The sequence below is a fragment of the Kineococcus sp. NPDC059986 genome (assembly GCF_040702905.1).
Lineage (GTDB): Bacteria > Actinomycetota > Actinomycetes > Actinomycetales > Kineococcaceae > Kineococcus.
Map to the genome: position 1 here is coordinate 1 of NZ_JBFBND010000039.1, position 20,771 is coordinate 20,771.

Consider the following 20,771-nt stretch of genomic DNA (forward strand, 5'->3'; position numbering starts at 1 on the left):
GTGCTGGCCGATCACCTGCACGACTCCGTCGCGTTGGAGGTCGACACGTACTGGGCCGTCGTCGGCGGGGTGGACGTGCCGGACCTGCTGGGGCGATTGGGGTCGCGGGTCAAGGCCGTGCACCTGAAGGACGGTGACGGATCACGCGACGACAGCAAGCAGGTCGCGTTCGGGACCGGGTCCCTCGACACCGGCGCGATCCTGGCCGCGTGCGGGGGTGTGGACCTGGGCGTCATCGAACTGGACGGCACCACCGGGGACATGTTCACCGCCGTGCACGACAGCTACACCAACCTCGTCTCCGCCCTCGGCCACGGGGTCCCGGCGTGAGCGCCCCGCAGCAGCGGTCGGGTCCGGTGGGGATCGGGATCATCGGTGCGGGGGTGATCTCCGGGACGTACCTGGAGAACCTCACCTCCTTCCCCGACGTGACCGTCCACGCCATCGGGGACCTGTTCCCCGCCGCGGCCAAGGCCCGCGCCGAAGAGCACGGGGTGCCCGCCCACGGCGGCATCGACACCGTCCTGGCCCACGAGGACGTCGAGATCGTCATCAACCTGACCATCCCGGCCGCGCACGTGGAGGTGTCCCTGGCCGCGATCGGGGCGGGCAAGCACGTGTGGTCGGAGAAGCCGGTCGCGTTGGACCGCGAAGGTGGGCGGGCGTTGATCGAGGCCGCGCAGGCGGCGGGGGTGCGGTTGGGGTGTGCGCCGGACACGTTCTTGGGGGCGGGGTTGCAGGCGGCGTTGGCGGTGCTGCGGCGTGGGGACATCGGGACCCCGTTGAGCGCGTTGACGTTGATGCAGTCCCCGGGCCCGGAGTCCTGGCACCCGAACCCGGCGTTCTTGTTCCAGGCCGGGGCCGGTCCGTTGTTCGACATCGGCCCGTACTACCTGACGACGTTGGTGCAGGCGTTCGGGCCGATCACGTCGGTGGCCGCGGTGGCGGGCAAGTCCCGGGCGCAGCGGACCATCGGGTCCGGTCCGAAGGCCGGGGAGGTGTTCGAGGTGACGGTGCCGACCCACGTGAGCGCGTTGACGCAGTTCGCGGGGGGCGCTTCGGGCAGCAGCATCTTCTCCTTCGACTCCCCGTTGCCGCGGCACGGGTTCGTGGAGATCACCGGGACGGAGGCGACGTTGGCGTTGCCGGACCCGAACACCTTCGACGGGGACGTGCGCATCCGCCGTGCTGGGGGTGAGGACTGGGAGACGATCGCGTCCACGACGGCGTTGTCCACCCGGGGGACGGGGGTGCTGGAGATGGCCCGGGCGGTGCGGGCGGGGCGTCCGCACCGGGTGCAGGGGGCCTTGGCCCACCACGTGGTCGATGCGATGGTCTCGATCGCGGAGTCGGCGCAGTCGGGGGCGTTCGTGCCGGTCACCAGCACCGTGACCCCGGCCGAGCTGCTGCCGGCGGACTGGGACCCCACCACCCGCACCGTCTGACGCGCCCGCGCGTCGACGTGCGCGCTGCCTCCTCGGGGACGACCACCGACCTCGGGGAGGCAGCGCGCACCAACCCCACCCGGCCCCCTCACCAGCCGTCCCCCCGTCGTCCGCCGAGCGGGTGGACCTGGCCGCCGCACGTCATCCTCTGGGTTGATCTCCAGGCTGGGTCGCCCGGGCACGGTCTCCCGGCACTTACCCTGGGGTCGTGTCCTTCCTCGCCGAGTTCTCGGCTGCCCTGGGGTCCGCCGCGCCGTCCGCCGTCCCGGCCCTGCTGCCGGACTGGGCGAACCCCGAGAGCTTCCTCGACTCCCTCGGCATGGCCGCGCTGTGGGTCTCGGTGGCCATCGTGTTCGTCGAGTGCGGGCTGTTCATGTTCTTCCTGCCCGGCGACTCCCTGTTGTTCACCGTCGGGCTGTTCACCCACTCGGGCATCCTCAAGGACCCGCTGTGGGTGTCGTGCCTCCTGCTGTCCGCGGCGGCGTTCCTCGGCAACGCGGTCGGGTACGAGATCGGCAAGAAGGCCGGGCCCGCGATCTTCCAGCGGGAGAACTCCAAGCTGCTGACGCCCAAGCGGATCAAGCAGACGCACGACTTCTTCGAGCGCTACGGCGCCCGCGCGATCATCCTCGCCCGCTTCGTCCCGGTGGTCCGCACCTTCATCACCCTCGCCGCCGGCGCGGGAGCGATGCCCCGCCGCGTCTTCCTGACGTTCTCCGCCATCGGCGCGGTGGCCTGGGCGTCGGGGATCACCCTCCTCGGCTACGCGCTCGGCAGCGTCAAGCTGATCCGGGACAACCTCGAGCTGGGGCTGCTGCTCCTCGTCGTCCTCTCCCTCATCCCGGTCGGGATCGAGTACCTGCGCGACCGCCACAAGCAGCGCAAGGCCGGCGCGCTGCCCCGTCAGAGCGGTGCCACCGAGAACCAGACCCCCGAGAACCAGCACTGACCACCACCGGGCAGGATGTCCGGGTGCCGCGCCAGCGCCTGCTCCTGTCCCTGCGGTGGGGCGACATGGACGCCTACCGCCACGTCAACAACGTCGAGCTCCTCCGGTTGCTGGAGGAGGCCCGCGTCCGCGCGTTCGGCATGGCCTCCCCCGACGGGTCGGCGCCGATGCTGGCGACGGGGATGGTCGTCGCGAAGCACACCATCGAGTACAAGGCGCCGCTGGACTACCGGATGGAACCGGTCGCCGTGGACCTGTGGGTCGGCCGCGTCGGCGGTGCCAGCTTCGAGGTCGACTACGAGGTCTGCGAGCCGGACCCGCCCGCCACCGGCACCCCGACGACCTACGTCGTCGCCTCGACCGTGTGCGTGGCCTACGACTTCGCCACCGGCCGCCCGCGGCGCCTCGACGACGACGAGAGGGCCCGGCTCGCGACCCTCGCCGTGTGAGGGTCCCCTTCCCAGTGCGAGGATCGGCGGGTGTCCGACTGGCTCGCCCACCTCGCCGACCCCCCGTTGGAGGACCTGGGCGCCCTCGGCCTGTACCTGCTCGTCTTCGGGATCGTGTTCGCCGAGACGGGCACGCTCGTCGGGTTCTGGCTCCCCGGCAGCAGCGTCCTCTTCACGGCGGGCCTGCTCGCCGCGCGGGAGGACTCCCCGCTGTCGCTGCCGGTCCTCGTCGTCGGGGTGACGCTGGCCGCCATCCTCGGTGACACGGTCGGCTACTGGTCCGGGCGCCGGCTCGGACGGCCCTGGCTGCAGCGCCGGGCGGGGAAGGCCGCACACCACCTGCCGAAGGCGGAGGCCTTCTACGCGAAGTACGGCTGGTTCGCCGTCGTCGCCTGCCGGTTCATCCCGTGGCTGCGCGCCTTCACCCCGATCATCGCGGGCACCGCGGCCATGCCGTACGCGAAGTTCGCCTCGGCCAACGTCGTCGGCGCGCTGTGCTGGGGCGCGCTGCTCGTGCTCGCCGGCTACGCCGCCGACTCCCTGCCCTGGGTGCGCACGCTCGCCTACTCCATCGCCGGGGTCGCGATCCTCGCCTCGATCGTCGCCCCGCTCGTCTCCTGGATCCGCCGCCGGCGGGCCCGCTCCCGCTCGTGAGCGACCCGCTGCCCGTCCCGGCCCGCGCGGTCCGCACCGAGCTCGTCGTGGAGCGCTCCCGCTTCGTGGCGACCCTGCGACCGGTCGGCTCCGTCGCCGAGGCCGAGGACGTCGTGGCCCGGGTGCGCCGCGAGTTCCCCGACGCCCGCCACCACTGCACGGCGTGGGTCGTCGGCGAGGACGGGCAGGAGCAGCGCTCCTCCGACGACGGTGAGCCCGCGGGGACGGCCGGAGCACCGATGCTCGCGGCCCTGCGCGGTGCGGGCGTCAGCGACGTCGCCGTCGTCGTGACGCGCTGGTTCGGCGGGACGCTGCTGGGGACCGGCGGCCTCGTGCGCGCCTACGGCGGCTCGGTCAGCGCGGCCCTCGCCGACTCCGGCACCGTCGCACGCCGTCGCGTCGACCTCGTCCGGGTGTCGGCGGGACTCGGCGACGGCGGGCGGGTGGAGGCCGAACTGCGCCGCACGTTCGCCGTGGAGGACGTCGACTGGGGCGGTGACGGCTGGCACGCCGTCGTCGCCGTCCCCACCGGCGGCACCGACGCCCTCGCGTCGCACCTCGCCGCGGCCTCACTCACGGTCACCGTCGAGGGCCTCGGGCCTGCCGTCCGCCCGGCCGGCGGGGTGGGGGATCGTTGTCCAGCGCTGCGACCGTGAGGCGGACACCGACGGTCACGTCGACGCCACCGGACCGACCGGCGAGGACGGCGTCGAGCCGCGCGTCGAGCGCCGCCGGGTCGACGTGGTGGGCGCTGGGGCCCATGAGCACGAGGGCGCGCAGGCTCTCCCGGTCCAGGGTCCGGGTGAAGCGCAGCTCGTCCTCGGCCACGACCTCGAACGCGTCCCCGTCGGTGAGGTCGGCGTGCAGGCGCTCGGCCTTGCGCTCCTCCACCCCGACCATGCCGAGGGGTTCGCGCACCTGCTCGAGGTGGTCCGCGAGCGGGGTCACGACGGTCCAGCGGCCGCCCGGCCGCAGCACCCGGGCGACCTCGGCCACGCCGCGCGGGGCGAACACGGTCGTCACGAGGTCGACGGACCCCGTCGCGAACGGCAGACCGCGCCAGACGTCCGCCCCGACGGCGGCGACGCGGGGGTGGGCGCGGGCGGCGCGGCGCAGCGCCGCGGTCGACGGTTCGACGACGACCCCCGGCCCACCCACGGCCTCCACGACGGCGGCCAGGTAGTACCCGGTGCCCCCGCCGACGTCGACGACGAGCCCCGGGACGGCCCGGTCGGCGAGCGCCGCGGCGACCGGGGCGTAGTGGCCGGCGCCGAGGAACGCGTCCCGGGCGGCGACCATCCCGGTGCTGTCACCGGTCGCGGCGCGGCCGACGACCAGGTTGACGTACCCCTGCCGGGCCAGGTCGAACCGGTGTCCCGCAGCGCATCCGAGGGTGCGGCCGGACAGCTCGAACTCCCCGGCGCAGTGCGGGCAGCGCAGCGCGGGGAGGACGTCAGCCAGCACGTCGGGCTCGTTCAGCGCTGGTGTTCCGCCGAGGCGCCGAGCGGGTGCAGCCCGGACACGGCCCCCACCCAGGACGCGGGGACGGCGTGCAGGCGGGAGTCGTAGGCGCGCACGGCCGCCGTGTGGAAGGCGACGTCCCCCGCGAGGCGGTGCTCGGCGTCCACGAGCGCCTTGACGGTCTGCGGGTCCGGACCCGCCTCGCTCGCCTCCTGCGACGCGACGTGCGCGGACAGGTCCGCCAGCCGGCTGCGGCGCTGTTCGGCGAGGGCGCCGGCCTCGACGGCCAGGTCGCGCATCCGCACGAGGGCGGCGCGGGTGCTGACGGCCCACAGCGCGACGACGAGCACGAGGAGGACGACGACGACCAGGACGACGGTCCCGGTGGCGCCCATCAGGCGAGCCCGATGTCGGCGAGGCCGAAGGCGAACCGGTAGGGGACGCCCTGCGCCTCGACCTTCTCCTTGGCCCCCGTGGCGCGGTCGACGATGACGACCACGCCGACGACCTCGGCGCCGGCCGCCCGCAGGGCCTCGACGGCGGTGAGCACGGAACTCCCCGTGGTGGAGGTGTCCTCGACGGCCAGCACGCGGCGGCCGGCGACGTCGGGACCCTCGATGCGGCGCTGCAGGCCGTGGGTCTTCTCGGCCTTGCGGACGACGAACGCGTCGAGTGCGGCTCCGCCGTGGGCCTGGGCCCAGCCGCGGGCGTTGGCGGCGTGGACCATGGCGAGCGCGACGGGGTCGGCGCCCAGGGTCAGCCCGCCGACGGCGGCGAAGTCCCAGTCCGAGACCAGGTCCAGCAGCACGGGCCCGACGAGGGCGGACGCCTCGCCGTCGAGGCTGATGCGCCGCAGGTCGACGTAGTGGTCGGCCTCCTTGCCGCTGGACAGCGTGACCTTGCCGTGGACGACGGCCTTGGCCGCGACGAGGTCGGCGAGGCGTTCTCGGTCGGTGCTCACGGACCCGAAGCTTAGGTGCTGCCGACGGCACTGCCCGGCACCCCGGGCCGGGGCGGGTAACGTCCGCCGCGTGCGCCTCGCGACCTGGAACGTGAACTCCGTCCGTGCCCGCCTCGACCGCGTGCTCGCGTGGATCGACCGCAGCGACGTGGACGTCGTGGCGCTGCAGGAGACCAAGTGCAAGGACGAGCAGTTCCCCGAGCAGGCGTTCCGCGACCTCGGCTACGAGGTCGCCCACCACGGGCTGTCGCAGTGGAACGGCGTCGCGCTGGTCTCGCGCGTGGGGTTGGAGGACGTCAGCACGCAGTTCTCCCCCGACGTGCCGCACTTCGGCGAACCGGCGGCCGCCGAGGCGCGCGCGATCGGGGCGACGTGCGGCGGGGTGCGGGTCTGGAGCCTGTACGTGCCGAACGGCCGGACGCTGGAGGACCCGCACTACGTCTACAAGCTCGCGTGGCTGCAGGCGCTGCGCTCGGCCGGCGCGGGCTGGCTGGCCGACGACCCGCAGGCGCAGGTGGCGCTCGTCGGGGACTTCAACATCGCCCCCACCGACGACGACGTGTGGGACGTCGACTTCTTCGCGGGGGCCACGCACGTGTCCGAGCCGGAGCGGGCGGCGTTCCGCTCCCTCGTCGAGACGGGCTTCGCGGACGTCGTCCGCCCGTACGCGCCGGGTCCGGGGACGTACACGTACTGGGACTACACGCAGCTGCGCTTCCCCAAGCGCCAGGGCATGCGGATCGACTTCGTCCTCGGCTCCCCCGCCCTGGCCGGGCGGGTGACGGGGGCCACCATCGACCGCGAGGAGCGCAAGGGCAAGGGTGCGTCCGACCACGCACCGGTGATCGTGGAGCTTGCGCCGAACGCGTGAACCCTGCCCGAACGGGCTCTGCGGGCGCGACGGCGGAGGAGTCGCGTCACTAGGTTCGAACGGTGCGAGCACCTGTGAGCTGCGACGACCTCGAGCGGGTCGAACTGAGCGCGGCCAACGACGCCCGGGGCCAACGGGCCGTCGCCGACCTCCTGCAGGCCTGGGCCCGGCGCGCCGTGCCGGGCGACTCGGTCACCCGGGGACGGTTGCTGGTGGCGGCGAGCGAGCACGCCGCCTTCGCGGGGGACGCGAGACGGTCGCTGCGGCTGGCCCGCGAGGCCCTCGGCACCGGTGACCACGTCGCCCCGGACACCCGGTGCTACGTCGTCTCGGCCCTGCTCGTCTGCGGGCACCTGCGCGAGGCCGTCGTCCTGGCCGACGAGATCCTCGACAGCCGGGGCGCGGACGTCGACGTCTACCTGCAGCTGGGTGAGGAGTTCTCCTGGCACCGGCAGGCCGAGGAGGCCGCCCGCATCTACACCCTGGGCATGTTCCGCTGCGCGGGCGACGACGAGGCCACCGAGCAGCTGCTCGGCGCCTGGCGCAGGGGGCGCGCCCCCCGCGTTGTGGACCTGCGCGATCGCGTTCCGGCGCAAGCGGTCCCGTTCGACTGAGCGGTCAGCCGCCCCAGGGGCCGGCGAGCTCACCGACCGCCACGGGGACGTCGACGACGTTGCCGGGCGGGGGCAGCGGGCACGCCCACTCGGGGTCGTACGCGCAGCTGGGCGGGTAGGCGAAGTTCAGGTCGACGACGAGCCCCCGCGCCGTGCTGCCCAGGTCGGCGCCCTTCACGGTGTCGAGCAGGTAGCGCCCGCCGCCGTAGCCGGGGCCGGGGTCCTTCAAGGGCAGGAACAGCCCGCCGCCGTACTGGTCGAGCCACCAGACGTCGAGCGTGCCCACGTCGGGCAGCGCGACGGTCCCCACCCGTTCGAAGACGACCGTGCCGTCGGTGCCGGTGACGGCCTCGCGCCGCAGCGGTTCGGCGTCCTCGACGGGCACCTCGAAGCGCCACGCGGGGTCGTAGGGCGCGACGGGCAGACCGGTGAAGGCGGCGCGGTCGTCCGGCAGCAACGGACCGGCCGGGTGGTGGCTGAAGAGCTCCTCACGACCGGAGCGCCACCGGGCGTGGCCCTCCGCGGGCGGCAGCGCGCGGACGTCGGCGTACAGGTCGCTCACGCGACGGCGCCAGTCCAGGACGTCGAGCCGGGTCACGCGGTGGCGCCGGGGTGGGTCTGCAGGTCGATCATCACGTCCAGTCGAGCACGGTGGACGAGGTGGCGCACGTGCTCGGGGGCTCCCAGCACCGTGATGTGCCGTTCCCCGCTGCGGGAGGCGAGGCGGGCGAGGAAGCCGAGGCCCGTGGAGTCCATGAAGCTGACGTCGTACGCGTCGACGACGACGGGCCGCCGCTGGGCGAGGGCCTCGTCGATGCACCGCTCGAGGTCGGCGGCCAGGAAGGCGTCCACCTCGCCCGCCAGGGTCACGACCACGACCGGCGTGACCCACTCCTCGAGCCGCACGCCCACCGACACGGGAGGTCCGGAGAGGGTGTTGCTCGAGGTCACCTCTCGAATGTAACCGAGCGTCAGGGATGCGCGTGGGCTCCCTTGAGAACCTTGTCGATCCCGTTCTTGGGGCCGTGCACCGCCACGCCCACGACGTCGAGGGCGTCGGCGGTGACCTCCGCGACCGCGGCCCGGTTCGCGGCGTCGTGGCCGGTCGTGAACATCTCCGCGGTGAACAGGGCCGTCGGCAGTCCGCGGCCCACCGCCCGCTGCCGTGCGGCGCGCAGGGTGGCGGCGTCGCCCTCGAAGACGCGGACGGGCTGTGACAGCAGGGGCAGGTAGGTGTTGCCGTCGGCGTCGGCGTACGGCTCGCCCACGAGGTCGGGGTGGGCCGCGGTGATGCCGCTCAGCAGGAACGCGGTGACGTTGAGGCGCCGCCAGGGCGCGAGGTCGTCGCGGACGACGACGGCGGTGCGGGTGTCGGGACGGGGATCGGTCACGGCACGACGCTCCCCCGGTGCGGGCCGCGCGGTCTTGTACGTTCCTGACGTGGGGCCGGACCGGGTGCACAGCCACCGGCCGGACGTCCCCGGCATCGCCGAGGTGCTGACGGCCCGGTTCGTCGAGCACGCCTACCCCCTGCACACCCACGACACGTGGACGCTGCTGCTCGTCGAGGACGGGGCGGTCCACTACGACCTCGACCGCCGCCCGCACGACACGGGCCGGCTCGTGACGCTGCTGCCCCCGCACGTGCCGCACGACGGGCGTGCTGTCACGTCCGCCGGGTTCCGCAAGCGGGTGCTGTACCTGGAACCCGACGCGCTGCCCCCGGCTGCGACGGGACGGCTCGTGGGCGCCCCGGAACTGCCCGACCCCCGCCTCGCCGCGGCGGTGCGGGCCCTGCACACCCGGCTCACGGCGGGCGCCGACCCGCTGGACGTGCAGGCCCGGGCCGCCGTCCTGCTGGAGGCCGTCGGGGCGCTGGTCCTGCGCACCCCGCCATCGGCGCGACGCGACGCCCCGCTCGCCCGCCGGCTGCGGGAACTGCTGGACGACCACGTCGTCGACGGGGTGCTGCTGGCCGACGCGGCCGCCCGGTTCGGCGTGTCCGACGCGCACCTGGTGCGCACCTTCACCCGCGAGGTCGGGATGCCCCCGCACGCCTACCTCACCGGCCGTCGCGTCGACCTCGCCCGGCGGTTGCTGCTGTCCGGCCACCGGCCCGCCGAGGCCGCCGTGCTCGCGGGGTTCCACGACCAGCCGCACCTGACCCGGCACTTCCGGCGGGTGCTGGGGACGACGCCGGGACGGTTCGTGGGCTGAGGCGCCGGTTGAGCTGGTCGGGCCCTTTCCCCAGAAACAACGGCACCGAGCGCCGGAACTGTGCACACTCGATCGTGTGGACATCGAGTCGCTCGCCCGCGGGGCGAACCGCACCCTGCCCTCCGAGGCCAGGCGCCTCCGCGTGGTCCTCAGCTGGCGCGACGACGGTGACGCCGACGTCGACGGTTCCGCCCTGCTGCTGAGCGAGGCCCGGCGGGTCCGTTCGGACGCCGACTTCGTGTTCTACAACCAGCCCACCTCCCCGGACGGATCCGTCAACCACACCGGGCGGTCCCGCTCCGAGACGTCCGTCGAGGAGCGGCTCTCGATCGACCTGGACGAGGTCGCCGCCGACGTGGCGGTCATCGCCGTCGCGGCCAGCCGCGAGGCCGGGACCTTCGGCGACCTGACGGACCTGCGGCTCAGGGTGCTGGACGCCGCCAACACCGTGCTGGCGGTGTGCGACGTCGAGGACGCCTCCACCGAGACCGCCCTGGTGTTCACGGAGATCTACCGGCGAGGCGAGGACTGGAAGATCCGCTGCGTGGGCCAGGGCTGGGACACCGGGCTGAGCGGTCTGGCACAGGACTTCGGCGTCACCGTCGAGGAGGACCCCGACGCCGCCCTCACGGTGGTGCCGGACGACGAAACCCCCCTCGACGGAACCTCCGTCGAGGAGACCCCCGTCGAGGACCTCGTCGAGGTCGTCGACGCGGAGGACGAGTCGTCGGCCGAGGACCCGTCCGTCGAGACGGCCGGCGACACCCCCGCAAGCGGTGCAGCCTCGACCACCGTCGTCACCACGGTCACCGTCAGCGCGAGCACCGACGATCCCACGACCACCGCTGTCCACGCCGACGTCGCCGACGTCGCCGACCCGACGGTGACGCCGTCCGTCCCCGGGGCCTCGGCACGGTCGGGGGTCCGCACCCGCAAGGTCGCTCCCCCGCAGGCGAAACCGCCCGCCCTCCGACTGGCCGGAGCCGACACCTGGCAAGCCGCCCGCCTGTTCTCGGTCTACGGCGTCGGGAGCGCCGGCGAGCAGGAGAAGCGGGCCACCTCGGCCCTCCTCGCCACGATGATGGCCGTCCGCGGGTTCGCCCGGGGCGTCGTGTCCCACTTCGGGGCACCCGGCGGCGCCGTCGAGGCCTACCTCGAGGTCCCGTTCGAGCTGGCCGAGGCCCGCGTCTACCCCGACGGCGTCCTGCGGGTCGCCCGGGCGGGGAAGACCTGGACGGGTCTGGTCGAGGTCAAGACGGGCGACGGGCAACTGCGCCGCGACCAGGTCGAGAACTACCTCGACGTGGCCCGCGCCCAGGGTTTCGACGCCGTCATCACCATCTCCAACGACATCCCGCCGGCGGCCGGGGAACACCCCGTCGACGTCGACAAGCGCAAGCTGCGGAAGGTCTCCCTCCACCACCTGTCGTGGGCCGAGGTGCTGCACGAGGCACAGATGGCCCTCACCCACCGTGGGGTCGCAGATCCACTGCAGGCCTGGATCCTGCACGAACTGATCCGCTACCTGCAGCACCCTCGGTCGGGCGCCTCCGGGTTCGACGACATGGGGGCGGCGTGGGTGACGGTCCGGGAGGCCGTCTCGGCGGGAACCCTGCGGGTGGGAGACCGCAAGGTGCCCGCCGTCGCCGAGGCCTGGATCCGCCTCGTGCGTCAGCTGCGGTTGCAACTGACGGCGGAACTCGGGGTGACCGTGACCCACGTGCTCCCCCGGAAGGTGGCCGCGGACCCCGTCGCACGGGTCGCGGCGACGACGACCCGCCTCGTGACGTCAGGGGAGTTGGAGGCCACCGTGCGGATCCCCGGGGCGGCGGGCCCCGTGTCCGTCGTCGCCGACCTGCGGACCAGTCAGATCCGCTCCTCCGTCCGGGTGCCCGCACCTCAGGAGGGAACCGCCCACCGGCGCGTGAACTGGTTGCTCAAGCAGCTGAAGGACGCGCCGGACGACGTCCTGGTCGACGTCAGCTTCAGCGGCCGCAGCGGTTCCACCTGCGAACGGCTCGGAGACGTGCGGAACGCTCCGGGAACCCTGATCCCGGAGCGCGACGTCGCCGTCGCCGCCTTCACCCTGTCCCGGACGAACCCGATGGGGACCAAGCGGTCCGGCGTCAAGAACGCCTTCATCCCCTCCGTCACCGACGGTCTCGAGACGTTCTACTCGTCGGTGGTGCAACCCCTCCGCGCGTGGGTGCCGCCGGCGCCGAAGTTCTCCGACGAGCCCGAGGACCAGGTGGACGAGCAGGCTCCCGACGACGCACCGGACACGCTGCCGGCCTGACGGCAGGTCGTCACGTCCTGCGCGGGGGACCGTCGATCCGCACCGACGTCGGCACCCGGTCCCGCAGCTCGGCGAGGAACGGCGCGCCGAACTCCCCCGGCCGCAGGTCGATCCGGACCCCCCGCCGCGACACGAGGGACCAGTCGTCCCCGTCCACGAACGCGGCGACGAGGGAACCCCACGTCACCTGCACGTCGCCGACCTGCAGGCCTCGGGCGGACACCGTGGCGCACAGCCCGTCCGCCCGGGTGAACTCCCGGCCGGGCCAGGGTTCGGGCGTGCTCGGACCCTCGAGCGCGAAACCCGGTGGCGTCGGGACGGGGACGGGCGTCCGCAGCACGGCCGTGTCGAGGACCGTGCGCAGCAGCTCGCGGAGGTCGTCCGTGGTCAGGGCGTCGAGGTCGCGTTCGAGGGTCTGCACGGACGCGGGGACGTCCCGACCGTGCAGGAGCCGCCACGCCTCCTCCGTCAGCCCGGTCGACCCGGCGTCCTCCTCGGCCCCCTCCACGACCCGGCCGACGGCGCGCAGCACGGTCTCCCCGTCGAGGTCGGTGCTGAGGCGTCGCAGTTCGTCGAGCAGGGCGGCGACGAGGTCGGCCTCGCGGCCGGGGACGCAGTCGGAGGTGACGGTGAGCATCGTCGTGTCGAGGGTGATGCGCAGGTGGCCGGCGCCGGCCCCGTAGGCGAGGTGCTCGCGGTGCCGCAGCCGGTTGGCGACGGCGCGGTCGAGGACGGCCGCCAGCACCGGCACGGCCCAGCTCGTCGGCAGGAGCGCGGTGAGGCAGACGGTGCGCTCGGTGGGGTCGACGTGGACGCGGGCACGCCCCGGTGCGGGCACGGGCGGTTCGGGGTGGGACGGCCCGTCGGGCAACCGGACGGCGCAGCGCCCCCGGTCGGCGCCGACGAGGACCTGGACGGCGTTGCCGGCCGTGAACCGGTCCCGCACCCAGCTGCGCAGGTGCTCGGGTGTGAGGTGGTCGAGCTGCTGCTCGAAGACGACGACGCCGTACCGCTGCGCGCCGAAGTGCTGCACGGGGGACGGCACCGCGACGGGGTGGTGCTCCTCCTCGACGGCGATGAGGGCGCGTTCGGAGTCGAGGTGCCGCACCGGCAGGTCGAGCAGGGCCTCCTGGACGCGCCCGAGGAACCCCTCCACCTCCGCCTCCGTGCCCGCGGCCCAGAACGTGGTGCGGGTGAGGCCGACGGAGGCGTTGCAGCGCAGGTCGACGACGTGCGCGTGGCGCATGACGAGGTGCTCGACGAGGTGGGTCGTCCCGCGCGTGGGCACCGTCTCGTCGGCCGTCCCGACGCGGAACGTCAGGGCACCGTAGGCCGCCCCGGAGGACGTCGCCTGCAGGCAGGGGACGAGGCGGCCACCGGTGGCCGGGCCCCGACCGGGCTTGCGGTAGTCGATCGCCACCGGTCCAGTCTGCCGCAGGCCTCAGTCGCTGGTGGCGACGAGCTCCTCGAGCCGCACGTCCGGGTTGTCGCGTTCGAAGCTGCGCACCCGCCACTCGTCGGTGAACAGGGCGAACACCCGGCCCTCGCCGTTCTGGACGACCTCGCACCCGCGGTGCGCGCGCAGCAGCGGGGCGTCCTTCGCCTCGATGATCCGGGCCGTCGTGAACGGCAGCTCGGTGAACAGCACGGGCGAACGGAACTCGTGCGTCATGCGGTACTGCACGACGTCGAACTGCAGCGCACCGACGGCGGACAGCACGGGTTCGCCGTCACCGCGGGAGTCGGACGTGAGGACGCGGACGACGCCCTCGGCGTCGAGTTCGCGCAACCCCTGACGGAACTGCTTGCCCGATCCGAGGTCCTTGGGGCGCACGGTCCGGAAGTGCTCGGGGGCGAACACGGGCAGCGGCGGGTAGGCCGTCCGCCCGTTCTCCGACAACGTGTCCCCGACGTTGACGTGCCGGGCGTTGACGAGGCCGATGACGTCCCCGGGCCAGGCGATGTCGACCGTCGAGCGGTCCGAACCGAACACCGTCTGCACGTGCTTGAGCACCATGGGCCGGCCACTGCGGTCGTCGCGGACCGTCATCCCGCGGTGGAACACCCCGGAGTGGATGCGCGCGAACGCGAGGCGGTCGCGGTGGGCGGGGTTCATGCCGGTCTGCGTCTTGAACACCTGCGCCGTGAACCGGCTCGTCACGGGGTGGAGCTCACCGGCGACGTCGTGCTGGTCGCGCGGGGAGGGGGCGATGTCGACGAGGGCGTCGAGGACCTGCCCGACCCCGGTGTTCGCGACGGCGGCCGTGAAGAACACGGGCGTCGTCCGGAACCCGAGGAACTCCTCCTCGTCGTGGTCGGCGCCGGTCGCGGTGAGCAGTTCGTGCTCGTCGACGGCCTGCCGCCACACGTCACCCTCCTCCGCCTCGGCGCCGGCGGCGTCGAAGCGCTGCTCGAGGGCGAGGGTCGCGCCGCCCGGGGCCTTGGTGTACTTCACGTACCCGCCCGTGGTGCGCTCGAGCAGCCCGCGGAAGTCGCCCGCGATGCCGACCGGCCAGGTCACGGGGGTGGGCCGGAGACCGGTGACGGACTCGACCTCGTCGAGCAGCGCGAGCGCCTCCTGGCCGGGGCGGTCCCACTTGTTGACGACGGTGATGACGGGCAGGCCCCGCTGCTTGCAGACGCCGAAGAGCTTGCGGGTCTGCACCTCCATGCCGCGAGCCGCGTCGATGAGCATGATCACGGCGTCGACGGCCGTGAGCGCGCGGTAGGTGTCCTCGGAGAAGTCGGCGTGGCCCGGGGTGTCGACGACGTTGACGACCGTGTCCCGGTGGTCGAGCTGCAGGACGGCGGAGCTGATGGAGATGCCGCGCTGCTTCTCCATGTCCTGCCAGTCGGTGACGACCCCGGCGCGGCCGGCCTTGCCGTGGACGTGCCCGGCCTCGCGCAGCGCCCTGGCGTGCAGGGCGAGCGCCTCGGTGAGGGTCGACTTGCCGGCGTCCGGGTGGCTGATGACGGCGATGGTGCGACGGCGGGCGGACTCGGCGGCCACCTGCTCGGCGGGGACGTCGGTCAGCTGCTCGGTCGGGACGGTGGTCACCCGGCCATTCTCCCCCGTCGTCGCCGTGCTGGGCGACGACGAGGGGAGGACGGTGCTGGGTCAGCGCTGGATGCCGTCGAGCTTGAGCATCCGGGTGATGACGTGGTCGAGCTCGCCGTCGGAGAAGATCTTCTTCCAGTCGTCCTTGACGATCGTCTCGCGGCCGTAGTCCATGGCGACCAGGCAGGCCTCGGAGAACGGGTTCGACCCGCGCAAGGTGTTGGTCAGCGCGATCTGCACGTGCCCGAAGAGCATGGCCTTGGCCGCCTCCTCGGGCACGCCCACGGTGTGGACGGTCTCGTGCAGGGCGTCCTTGAGCAGCGACCCGATCATGCAGGCGACGGTCTCGACGAGCGTGGGCTCGAGGTAGGCCAACTGCTTGACGGTCACCCAGTGCACCGTGTCGACGGGGCCGTACATGATCCGGATGACGTCCTCGGCGACGTCCCGCTTCTCCCGGTCGTCCGCCTCGAACGCGGCGACCACGTTCTGCAGGGCCGCCTCCCCGCCGAAGTTGTCGGCGTACTCCTCCGGCCGGGTGCGCTCGAGGAACACCGACGGGTGGCAGGGGTGCGCGACGGCCTGCAGGACGTCCTCGCGCTGGGCCAGCAGGTTCGCGTACGCGGCCGCCGGGTCCAGGGTGAGCAGGATCGAGCCCGGCTCCATCGCCGGCACGACCGACTGCGAGACCGCCCCGAGGACGGTGTCCGGCACGGCGAGCACGACGACGTCGGCACCGGCGACGGCCTGCTCCGTCGGCACCGCCGTGCGCCCCTCGGCCGCCATCCGCTCCACGCCGGCCGGGGAGGCCTCGGCGTACCGGAGTTCGTGGTGGGACCGGGCCAGGTTGCGCGAGACGCGCATGCCCATCTTCCCGCCGGCGCCGACGACGGCGACGACGACGGGTGCCGTCGCGGGAACGGTGGGGGCGGGGTTCTCGGTCGAGGTGGTCATCTCGTCACTCCTGGAAGGTGGGGGTCAGGCGGCGGTGGTCTGGGCGGTGGCGGGGTCGGGCGAGGAGGCCGCCCGGCTGCGGCGGGACAGTTCGAGCAGGATGGCCGAGGACACGACCAGCAGGCCGCCGGTCAGCCAGAGGCCGAGCTTCTCGTCACCGGTGAGGTCGGTCAACCAGCCCGTGACGTACGGCGCGGAGAAACCCCCGATGTTGCCGAACGTGTTGATGAAGGCGATGCCCGCGGCGGCGGCCGCACCGGTGAGGAACTGCGCCGGCAGCGACCAGAAGTTCGGCAGCGCCATGAAGATCCCGCAGGCGGTCACGGCGATGACGAGGATGGTGAGGAAGGGCGAGTCCATGTACAGGGCGATCGGCACGCTGAGCCCGGCGAGGAGCGTGGGCAGCGCGATGTGCCAGCTCTTGAACCCGTGGCGGTGGATGTGGCGCGACCACAGGTACAGCGCGACGGCCGCGGGGACGTAGGGGACGGCCGTGACCAGACCCTTCTCGAAGACCGAGAACGTGGTGCCGAAGCGCTCCTGGAAACCGCCGATGATCGTGGGCAGGAAGAAGGCGAGGGAGTACAGGCCGTAGATGAGGCCGAAGTACGCCACGGCCAGGGCCCAGACGCGACCCTCGCGCAGGATGCGGCGGGCCGAGACGTGACCGCGCTGCTCGTTCTCGCCGGCCTCGGCGTCGAGTTCGCGGCGCATCCAGGCGCGCTCGTCGGCCGTCAACCAGCGCGCGTCCTCGGGACGGTCGGTGAGGTAGAACCAGCACGCCACCCCCAGGACGATCGCGGGCACCCCGACGCACAGGAACATGAAGCGCCAGCCCTCCAGGCCGAACACCCCGTGCCCGGACTGCATGAGGAAACCGGCCAGCGGGGCGCCGATGACGGTCGTCAGCGGCTGGGCCAGGTAGAAACCGGCCAGGGCCCGACGACGGTACTCGCGGGGGAACCACAGCGTGAGGAAGAGGATCGCGCCGGGGAAGAACCCGGCCTCGGTGACGCCGAGGAGGAAGCGCAGCCAGTACAGCTGGGTGTCGCTCTGGACCCAGGTGAACAGGATCGCGACGATCCCCCAGCTGACCATGATCCGGGCCAGCCACTTGCGGGCGCCGAACCGGTGCAGGGCCAGGTTGCTGGGGATCTCCAGGACGATGTAGCCGACGAAGAAGATCCCGGCGGCGAACCCGTACTGGGCGGCCGTCAGGGCCAGGTCGTCGTTCATCCCGTTCGGACCGGCGAAGCTGATCGCCGTCCGGTCCAGGTAGTTGATGAAGAACATCACCGCGACGAACGGGATGAGCCGCAGGGCGGCCTTGCGCAACGCGGTGCTGCCGTCGGAGGTGGTGCTGCTGCTCATGGGCGTGCTCCCTCGCACGGTCGGAGCCACGTCGTGGTGGCCGGGAGTGCGCCGCGCAGGTGCGCCGGCGGCTCACCACGACTGTGCCACGCGAAGGCAAACCGGTCAACCGGTTCGGAGGAACAGGTTCTAGAGCTGGTAGCCCTGCAGCGTCCGCAGCGACCACCGCGTCCAGTCCGCCTCCACCGCCCGCGTCGCAGCGCCGTCCTCGCGGGGCAGCACCCAGTGCTCGAGGACCTGGTGGACCCGCTGCGGATCCGGCTGCACGACGTCGAGCAGGTCCCGGTAGTCCAGCTGCCCCTCCCCCAGCGGGCAGCTGGCCAGCGTGAAGCCGGCCCACCCGTCGCGCCGGGTGAACGCGAAGTCCTTGACGTGCACGTCGACGACCCGGTGGGCCAGCCGCCGCACGACGTCGCGCGGGTGCTCCAGGGCGGCCACGCAGTTCGCGGGGTCCAGGACGATCCCCAGGTGCGGGTCGTCGACGGCCTCGACGATGCCGAGCAGTTCCGTCGTCGGGATCTGCTCGTAGGTCTCCAGCCCCAGGGTCACCCCCGCGGCTGCGTACTCCGGGACGACCTCGCGCAGCCGGGCGACGCTCTCCGGCGCGGACGGCCGGTCGTCGACCCCGTCGACGACGGCGAAGACCATCGAGCGGACGGTCCGCGCGCCGAGGGCCAGGGCGTGCCGCAGGTGGCGGCGCAGGTGCTCGACACCCGTGCCGCGGGTGCCCGTCTCCAGCACCAGACCCCGGTCGGTGGCTGCCCCGCGCAGGGCCGCCGCGAGGTCGGGCGTCAACGCCTCGAGGTCGGGGTGGTCGCAGACCTGGAAGACCTCGCCCCCGAGGTCGGCCGTGTCGTGCAGCATCTCCAGCAGCGACAGGGGTTCCGGTCCCGACGGGTCCCAGCGGTGGCTGTACGCGTAGGTGGACACTCCGACGGCCACGAGGCCTCCTCGACCCTTCCGGCGCACCCCTACCGGTCAACCGGTTGTGGTGAATGGTCGCACACCGCCCGGTCCGGCGTCAGCGCGACAGGACGCCCCCGGACGTCGGCTCCGTGTGCTCGACCCGGTCGCCCGCCGTGCGCATGTGGGCCCCCATCGCCCGCCCGGCGGCGTCGGCGTCGCGCGCGGCGACCGCGTCGTAGACCGCCCGGTGCTCCCGGCACGCCGTCTCGGCCTGCTCCTGCGAGCGCAGCCCACGGTCCACCCACACCCGCAGGAGGGACCGGACCGTCTGCAGCAGGTCGTCCATGACGTCGTTGCCGGCGGCCGCCGCCACCTGGCGGTGGAAGGCCGCGTCCGCCTCGATGAACGCCTGGAGGTCCCCCGTCGAGGCCTCCATGGCCGCCAGGTGGGTGCGCAGCTGCTCCAGCCCGGTGTCGTCGATGCGCTCGGCGGCCTGCACCGCCGCCTGGACCTCGAGGGCGCCGCGGACCTCCGAGAGCTGCGCCGTGTGCGCGGCCGACAGCATCAGCCCCCAGCTGAGCGTCGTGGGCAGCAGCTCCGACATGCTGTCGCGCACGTAGGTGCCCGACCCCGGACGCACCGAGACCAGCCCCAGGATCTCGAGTGCGGCGAGGGCCTCTCGCACGGCCGAGCGGCCGACACCGAGGGACTCGGCGAGCTGCCGCTCGGGAGGCAGCCGGGACCCGGGGGCGAAGGTGCCGTCGGCGATGAGGGTGGTCATCTGGCGGGCGACCTCGGAGACGGCCGAACCCCGCGGCAGCGCCGTCAGCTCCGGGTCCACGCGGTTGGGGTCGTCGCGGAAGACGGGCACCGGGTCAGCCTCTCACGCTGGTACCGGCGCGGTTCAGCCGCGACGGCGTGCGACCCAGTGCTGCAGCGCCTCCCCCTGCGCGCGCTGGAACGCGCGCAGCGTCGGCAACCCGGGCGGGTCCGGTTCGGCGGCGCGCGTCAGGAAGAAGACGGCGAAACCGGCGAGCACGGTCGTGAGGACGTCCGGGTCGACGTCCCGCGTCGACGGTGAGGTGCGCAGCACCTCCTCCGCCAGGTCCTCACCCCCGAGGCGGTCGACCTCGAAGAGCAGCGCGAGCAGGTCCAGCCACCGCGGACCCACCGCCGCGTGCGGCCAGTCGAGCAGCACGGCCCGGCCGTCGGCGATGAGCAGGTTGTCGGCCCGCAGGTCGAGGTGGACGAGGGTGTCACCGTCGAGGTGCGCCAGGGCCTCGGCCGGCAGTTCCGTGGCCAGCGACTCCCGGGCCGTCGGAAGGTCCGGGACCGGGCAGGGCGTGCCGACGGCCGCGAGCTCCTGCAACGCCGCGACGACGAGGGCCAGCTCGTCGGCCCGCCACGGCAGGGTCGGGTGCCGGCCGGGCACGTCCTCCAGGACGAGCACCTGCCAGTCCCCCACCTCCCGCGCGCCCAGCAGCCGCGGCGCGGGAACCCCGAGGGGCAGGAGCGCCGCGATCCGCGCCTCGCGGGCGTGCATCGCGGGGCTGGCGGTGTTCTGCGCCGGACTCACGGCCTTGACGAAGGCGCGGGTCCCGCCGGCCGTCGCCACGCGGTCGGCGGACCCGGGCGAGAACCCTCCGGGCTGCGAGACGGCGTGCACCACAGCCGATCCGAGCACGTCGGCGACGGCGTCGTGGACGGCCGCGGGCAGGTCGGACCAGCGGACGCGGTTCCCTCCCGAGGCGATCACCCCGCCACGGTCGCAGCGTCGACCCCCGGCCGGCCACCGGGTTTCAGCGGATCAGCGGAACCCGTCCCAGACGGGCGAGGGGAACAGCACCGCCTCGAACGTCGCCCACGCGGACGGCAGGTCCACCGGGGGGCTGCGGAAGGCCCGCAGCTGCAACCCGTCCATCGCGGCGATCGCCATCTGCACGAGGTCGCGCATCCCCTCCCAGCCACCGACCTCGGGCGGTAGGCGCCAGCGCGTCGCGGAGTAGAGGGCCCACACCTGCTCCGGCCGCCGGTCGAAGTAGTCGTGCAGGGGGTGGTCCTCGACGAGGGCTTCGGCACCGAGGACGACGTAGAGCCGCAGCAACTGCGGGTCCTGCGCGTTGTGGGCGACGAGGTAGCGCAGGTACGCCGGGAAGGACACGCCGTCGGGGTGGGTGGCTGCAGGGTCCTGCGTGGCGACGAAGTCCTCGGGGTCGAAGCGCTGGTCGTACCCCTGCTCGACGACGAGCTGCAGCAGTCCCTGCCGCGACCCGACGTAGTGCAGCAACCCGGCCCGGGTCATGGGGACGGCCCGCGCGACCTCGTCGAGGGACAACGCGGCGTACCCGCGCTCGCTGATGATCCGGGTCGTCACCTCGACGATCTGCGCCCGCCGGGCCTCGCGCGTCATGCGGACGCGGCGGACCGGTGGGGCACTGGAAGGGGTCACCGGCCCACGGTACTGAGCCGCGCGACGTTCCCCGGCCCCCGACCCGCACCGTTGACAACCGACGGATGTCGGCTTGCGTTCCTCCTATCTACGGAAGCGTAGATAGTGGTGCGCAG

Annotated in this window: 23 protein-coding genes and 1 pseudogene; 10 read left to right on the forward strand and 14 right to left on the reverse strand. The window is 73.4% G+C overall.

Annotation, left to right across the window (positions count from 1 at the left end; translation table 11 throughout):
- The 6 genes and pseudogenes from AB0637_RS21125 to AB0637_RS21150 all read left to right on the forward strand — a co-directional run.
- Positions 1-330, forward strand: a pseudogene (locus AB0637_RS21125) (sugar phosphate isomerase/epimerase); the annotation flags it as partial.
- Positions 327-1,445, forward strand: coding sequence for a Gfo/Idh/MocA family oxidoreductase (locus AB0637_RS21130; protein ID WP_366174662.1), 1,119 nt, complete (start codon positions 327-329; stop codon positions 1,443-1,445). The pseudogene AB0637_RS21125 and the gene AB0637_RS21130, both read left to right, overlap by 4 nt.
- Before the next feature lie 208 nt (positions 1,446-1,653).
- Positions 1,654-2,394 carry a DedA family protein gene (locus tag AB0637_RS21135; protein ID WP_366174663.1) on the forward strand — a complete coding sequence of 247 codons (741 nt, stop codon included), beginning with the start codon at positions 1,654-1,656 and terminating at the stop codon, positions 2,392-2,394.
- Positions 2,395-2,417: 23 nt separating this feature from the next.
- Positions 2,418-2,843, forward strand: a complete 426-nt coding sequence (locus AB0637_RS21140) for a thioesterase family protein (RefSeq protein ID WP_366174664.1) — start codon at positions 2,418-2,420, stop codon at positions 2,841-2,843.
- A 30-nt stretch (positions 2,844-2,873) separates the two neighbouring features.
- Entirely contained in the window at positions 2,874-3,497 is a 624-nt protein-coding gene (locus AB0637_RS21145; RefSeq protein ID WP_366174665.1) for a DedA family protein, read from the forward strand.
- Positions 3,494-4,153 carry a YigZ family protein gene (locus tag AB0637_RS21150; RefSeq protein ID WP_366174666.1) on the forward strand — a complete coding sequence of 220 codons (660 nt, stop codon included), beginning with the start codon at positions 3,494-3,496 and terminating at the stop codon, positions 4,151-4,153. Before AB0637_RS21145 ends, AB0637_RS21150 begins: the two co-directional genes overlap by 4 nt.
- Here AB0637_RS21150 and AB0637_RS21155 read toward each other — a convergent pair.
- The 3 genes from AB0637_RS21155 to pyrE are packed head-to-tail and all read right to left on the reverse strand — an operon-like array spanning position 4,077 to position 5,919.
- Entirely contained in the window at positions 4,077-4,961 is an 885-nt protein-coding gene (locus AB0637_RS21155) for a putative RNA methyltransferase (protein WP_366174667.1), read from the reverse strand. The two genes, AB0637_RS21150 and AB0637_RS21155, sit on opposite strands and share 77 nt — an antisense overlap.
- 11 nt (positions 4,962-4,972) lie before the next feature.
- Positions 4,973-5,353, reverse strand: a complete 381-nt coding sequence (locus tag AB0637_RS21160; RefSeq protein ID WP_366174668.1) for a hypothetical protein — start codon at positions 5,351-5,353, stop codon at positions 4,973-4,975.
- On the reverse strand, positions 5,353-5,919 hold the full coding sequence (pyrE, locus tag AB0637_RS21165) for an orotate phosphoribosyltransferase (protein WP_366174669.1): 567 nt from the start codon (positions 5,917-5,919) through the stop codon (positions 5,353-5,355). Before pyrE ends, AB0637_RS21160 begins: the two co-directional genes overlap by 1 nt.
- Positions 5,920-5,989: 70 nt before the next feature.
- Here pyrE and AB0637_RS21170 point away from each other — a divergent pair, with 70 nt between their 5' ends.
- Together AB0637_RS21170 and AB0637_RS21175 are read left to right on the forward strand one after the other, a co-directional pair.
- Positions 5,990-6,790 (forward strand): exodeoxyribonuclease III, encoded by an 801-nt coding sequence (locus AB0637_RS21170; RefSeq protein WP_366174670.1) that lies wholly within the window; start codon positions 5,990-5,992, stop codon positions 6,788-6,790.
- A 62-nt stretch (positions 6,791-6,852) separates the two neighbouring features.
- Positions 6,853-7,404, forward strand: a complete 552-nt coding sequence (locus AB0637_RS21175; RefSeq protein WP_366174671.1) for a hypothetical protein — start codon at positions 6,853-6,855, stop codon at positions 7,402-7,404.
- Between the two features lie 4 nt (positions 7,405-7,408).
- Here the strand turns inward: AB0637_RS21175 and AB0637_RS21180 are convergent, their stop codons facing one another.
- The 3 genes from AB0637_RS21180 to AB0637_RS21190 are packed head-to-tail and all read right to left on the reverse strand — an operon-like array spanning position 7,409 to position 8,795.
- Positions 7,409-8,002, reverse strand: a complete 594-nt coding sequence (locus tag AB0637_RS21180; RefSeq protein ID WP_366174672.1) for a DUF1684 domain-containing protein — start codon at positions 8,000-8,002, stop codon at positions 7,409-7,411.
- Positions 7,999-8,355: an STAS domain-containing protein gene (locus AB0637_RS21185; RefSeq protein ID WP_366174673.1), complete on the reverse strand. Its 357-nt coding sequence runs from the start codon at positions 8,353-8,355 to the stop codon at positions 7,999-8,001. Before AB0637_RS21185 ends, AB0637_RS21180 begins: the two co-directional genes overlap by 4 nt.
- A 20-nt stretch (positions 8,356-8,375) precedes the next feature.
- On the reverse strand, positions 8,376-8,795 hold the full coding sequence (locus AB0637_RS21190) for a DUF2000 family protein (RefSeq protein WP_366174674.1): 420 nt from the start codon (positions 8,793-8,795) through the stop codon (positions 8,376-8,378).
- Positions 8,796-8,844: 49 nt separating this feature from the next.
- Between AB0637_RS21190 and AB0637_RS21195 the strand changes: the two genes are divergently transcribed.
- Positions 8,845-9,621: an AraC family transcriptional regulator gene (locus AB0637_RS21195; RefSeq protein WP_366174675.1), complete on the forward strand. Its 777-nt coding sequence runs from the start codon at positions 8,845-8,847 to the stop codon at positions 9,619-9,621.
- A gap of 76 nt (positions 9,622-9,697) precedes the next feature.
- Positions 9,698-11,917: a TerD family protein gene (locus tag AB0637_RS21200; protein WP_366174676.1), complete on the forward strand. Its 2,220-nt coding sequence runs from the start codon at positions 9,698-9,700 to the stop codon at positions 11,915-11,917.
- A gap of 10 nt (positions 11,918-11,927) precedes the next feature.
- Here AB0637_RS21200 and AB0637_RS21205 read toward each other — a convergent pair whose 3' ends face one another.
- The 8 genes from AB0637_RS21205 to AB0637_RS21240 all read right to left on the reverse strand — a co-directional run bounded on the left by AB0637_RS21205 (position 11,928) and on the right by AB0637_RS21240 (position 20,655).
- On the reverse strand, positions 11,928-13,337 hold the full coding sequence (locus tag AB0637_RS21205) for an insulinase family protein (RefSeq protein ID WP_366174677.1): 1,410 nt from the start codon (positions 13,335-13,337) through the stop codon (positions 11,928-11,930).
- A gap of 21 nt (positions 13,338-13,358) precedes the next feature.
- Entirely contained in the window at positions 13,359-14,975 is a 1,617-nt protein-coding gene (locus tag AB0637_RS21210; protein WP_366174678.1) for a peptide chain release factor 3, read from the reverse strand.
- A 60-nt stretch (positions 14,976-15,035) separates the two neighbouring features.
- Positions 15,036-15,929: a phosphogluconate dehydrogenase C-terminal domain-containing protein gene (locus AB0637_RS21215; RefSeq protein ID WP_366174679.1), complete on the reverse strand. Its 894-nt coding sequence runs from the start codon at positions 15,927-15,929 to the stop codon at positions 15,036-15,038.
- Between the two features lie 24 nt (positions 15,930-15,953).
- Entirely contained in the window at positions 15,954-17,300 is a 1,347-nt protein-coding gene (locus AB0637_RS21220; RefSeq protein ID WP_366174680.1) for an MFS transporter, read from the reverse strand.
- A gap of 129 nt (positions 17,301-17,429) precedes the next feature.
- Positions 17,430-18,242: a sugar phosphate isomerase/epimerase family protein gene (locus tag AB0637_RS21225; protein ID WP_366174681.1), complete on the reverse strand. Its 813-nt coding sequence runs from the start codon at positions 18,240-18,242 to the stop codon at positions 17,430-17,432.
- 79 nt (positions 18,243-18,321) lie between these two features.
- Positions 18,322-19,077: a FadR/GntR family transcriptional regulator gene (locus AB0637_RS21230; protein WP_366174682.1), complete on the reverse strand. Its 756-nt coding sequence runs from the start codon at positions 19,075-19,077 to the stop codon at positions 18,322-18,324.
- A gap of 33 nt (positions 19,078-19,110) precedes the next feature.
- Positions 19,111-19,962, reverse strand: coding sequence for a phosphotransferase (locus AB0637_RS21235; RefSeq protein ID WP_366174683.1), 852 nt, complete (start codon positions 19,960-19,962; stop codon positions 19,111-19,113).
- 51 nt (positions 19,963-20,013) lie between these two features.
- Complete coding sequence (locus AB0637_RS21240) at positions 20,014-20,655, reverse strand: helix-turn-helix domain-containing protein (RefSeq protein WP_366174684.1); 642 nt, start codon at positions 20,653-20,655, stop codon at positions 20,014-20,016.
- Positions 20,656-20,771: the final 116 nt, after the last annotated feature.

Excerpts from the sequence above, each read along its gene's own strand:
- AB0637_RS21160 (WP_366174668.1), bottom strand. The coding sequence starts at position 5,353 with ATGGGCGCCACCGGGACCGTCGTCCTGGTCGTCGTCGTCCTCCTCGTG.
- AB0637_RS21215 (WP_366174679.1), bottom strand. The coding sequence starts at position 15,929 with ATGACCACCTCGACCGAGAACCCCGCCCCCACCGTTCCCGCGACGGCA.
- AB0637_RS21220 (WP_366174680.1), bottom strand. The coding sequence starts at position 17,300 with ATGAGCAGCAGCACCACCTCCGACGGCAGCACCGCGTTGCGCAAGGCC.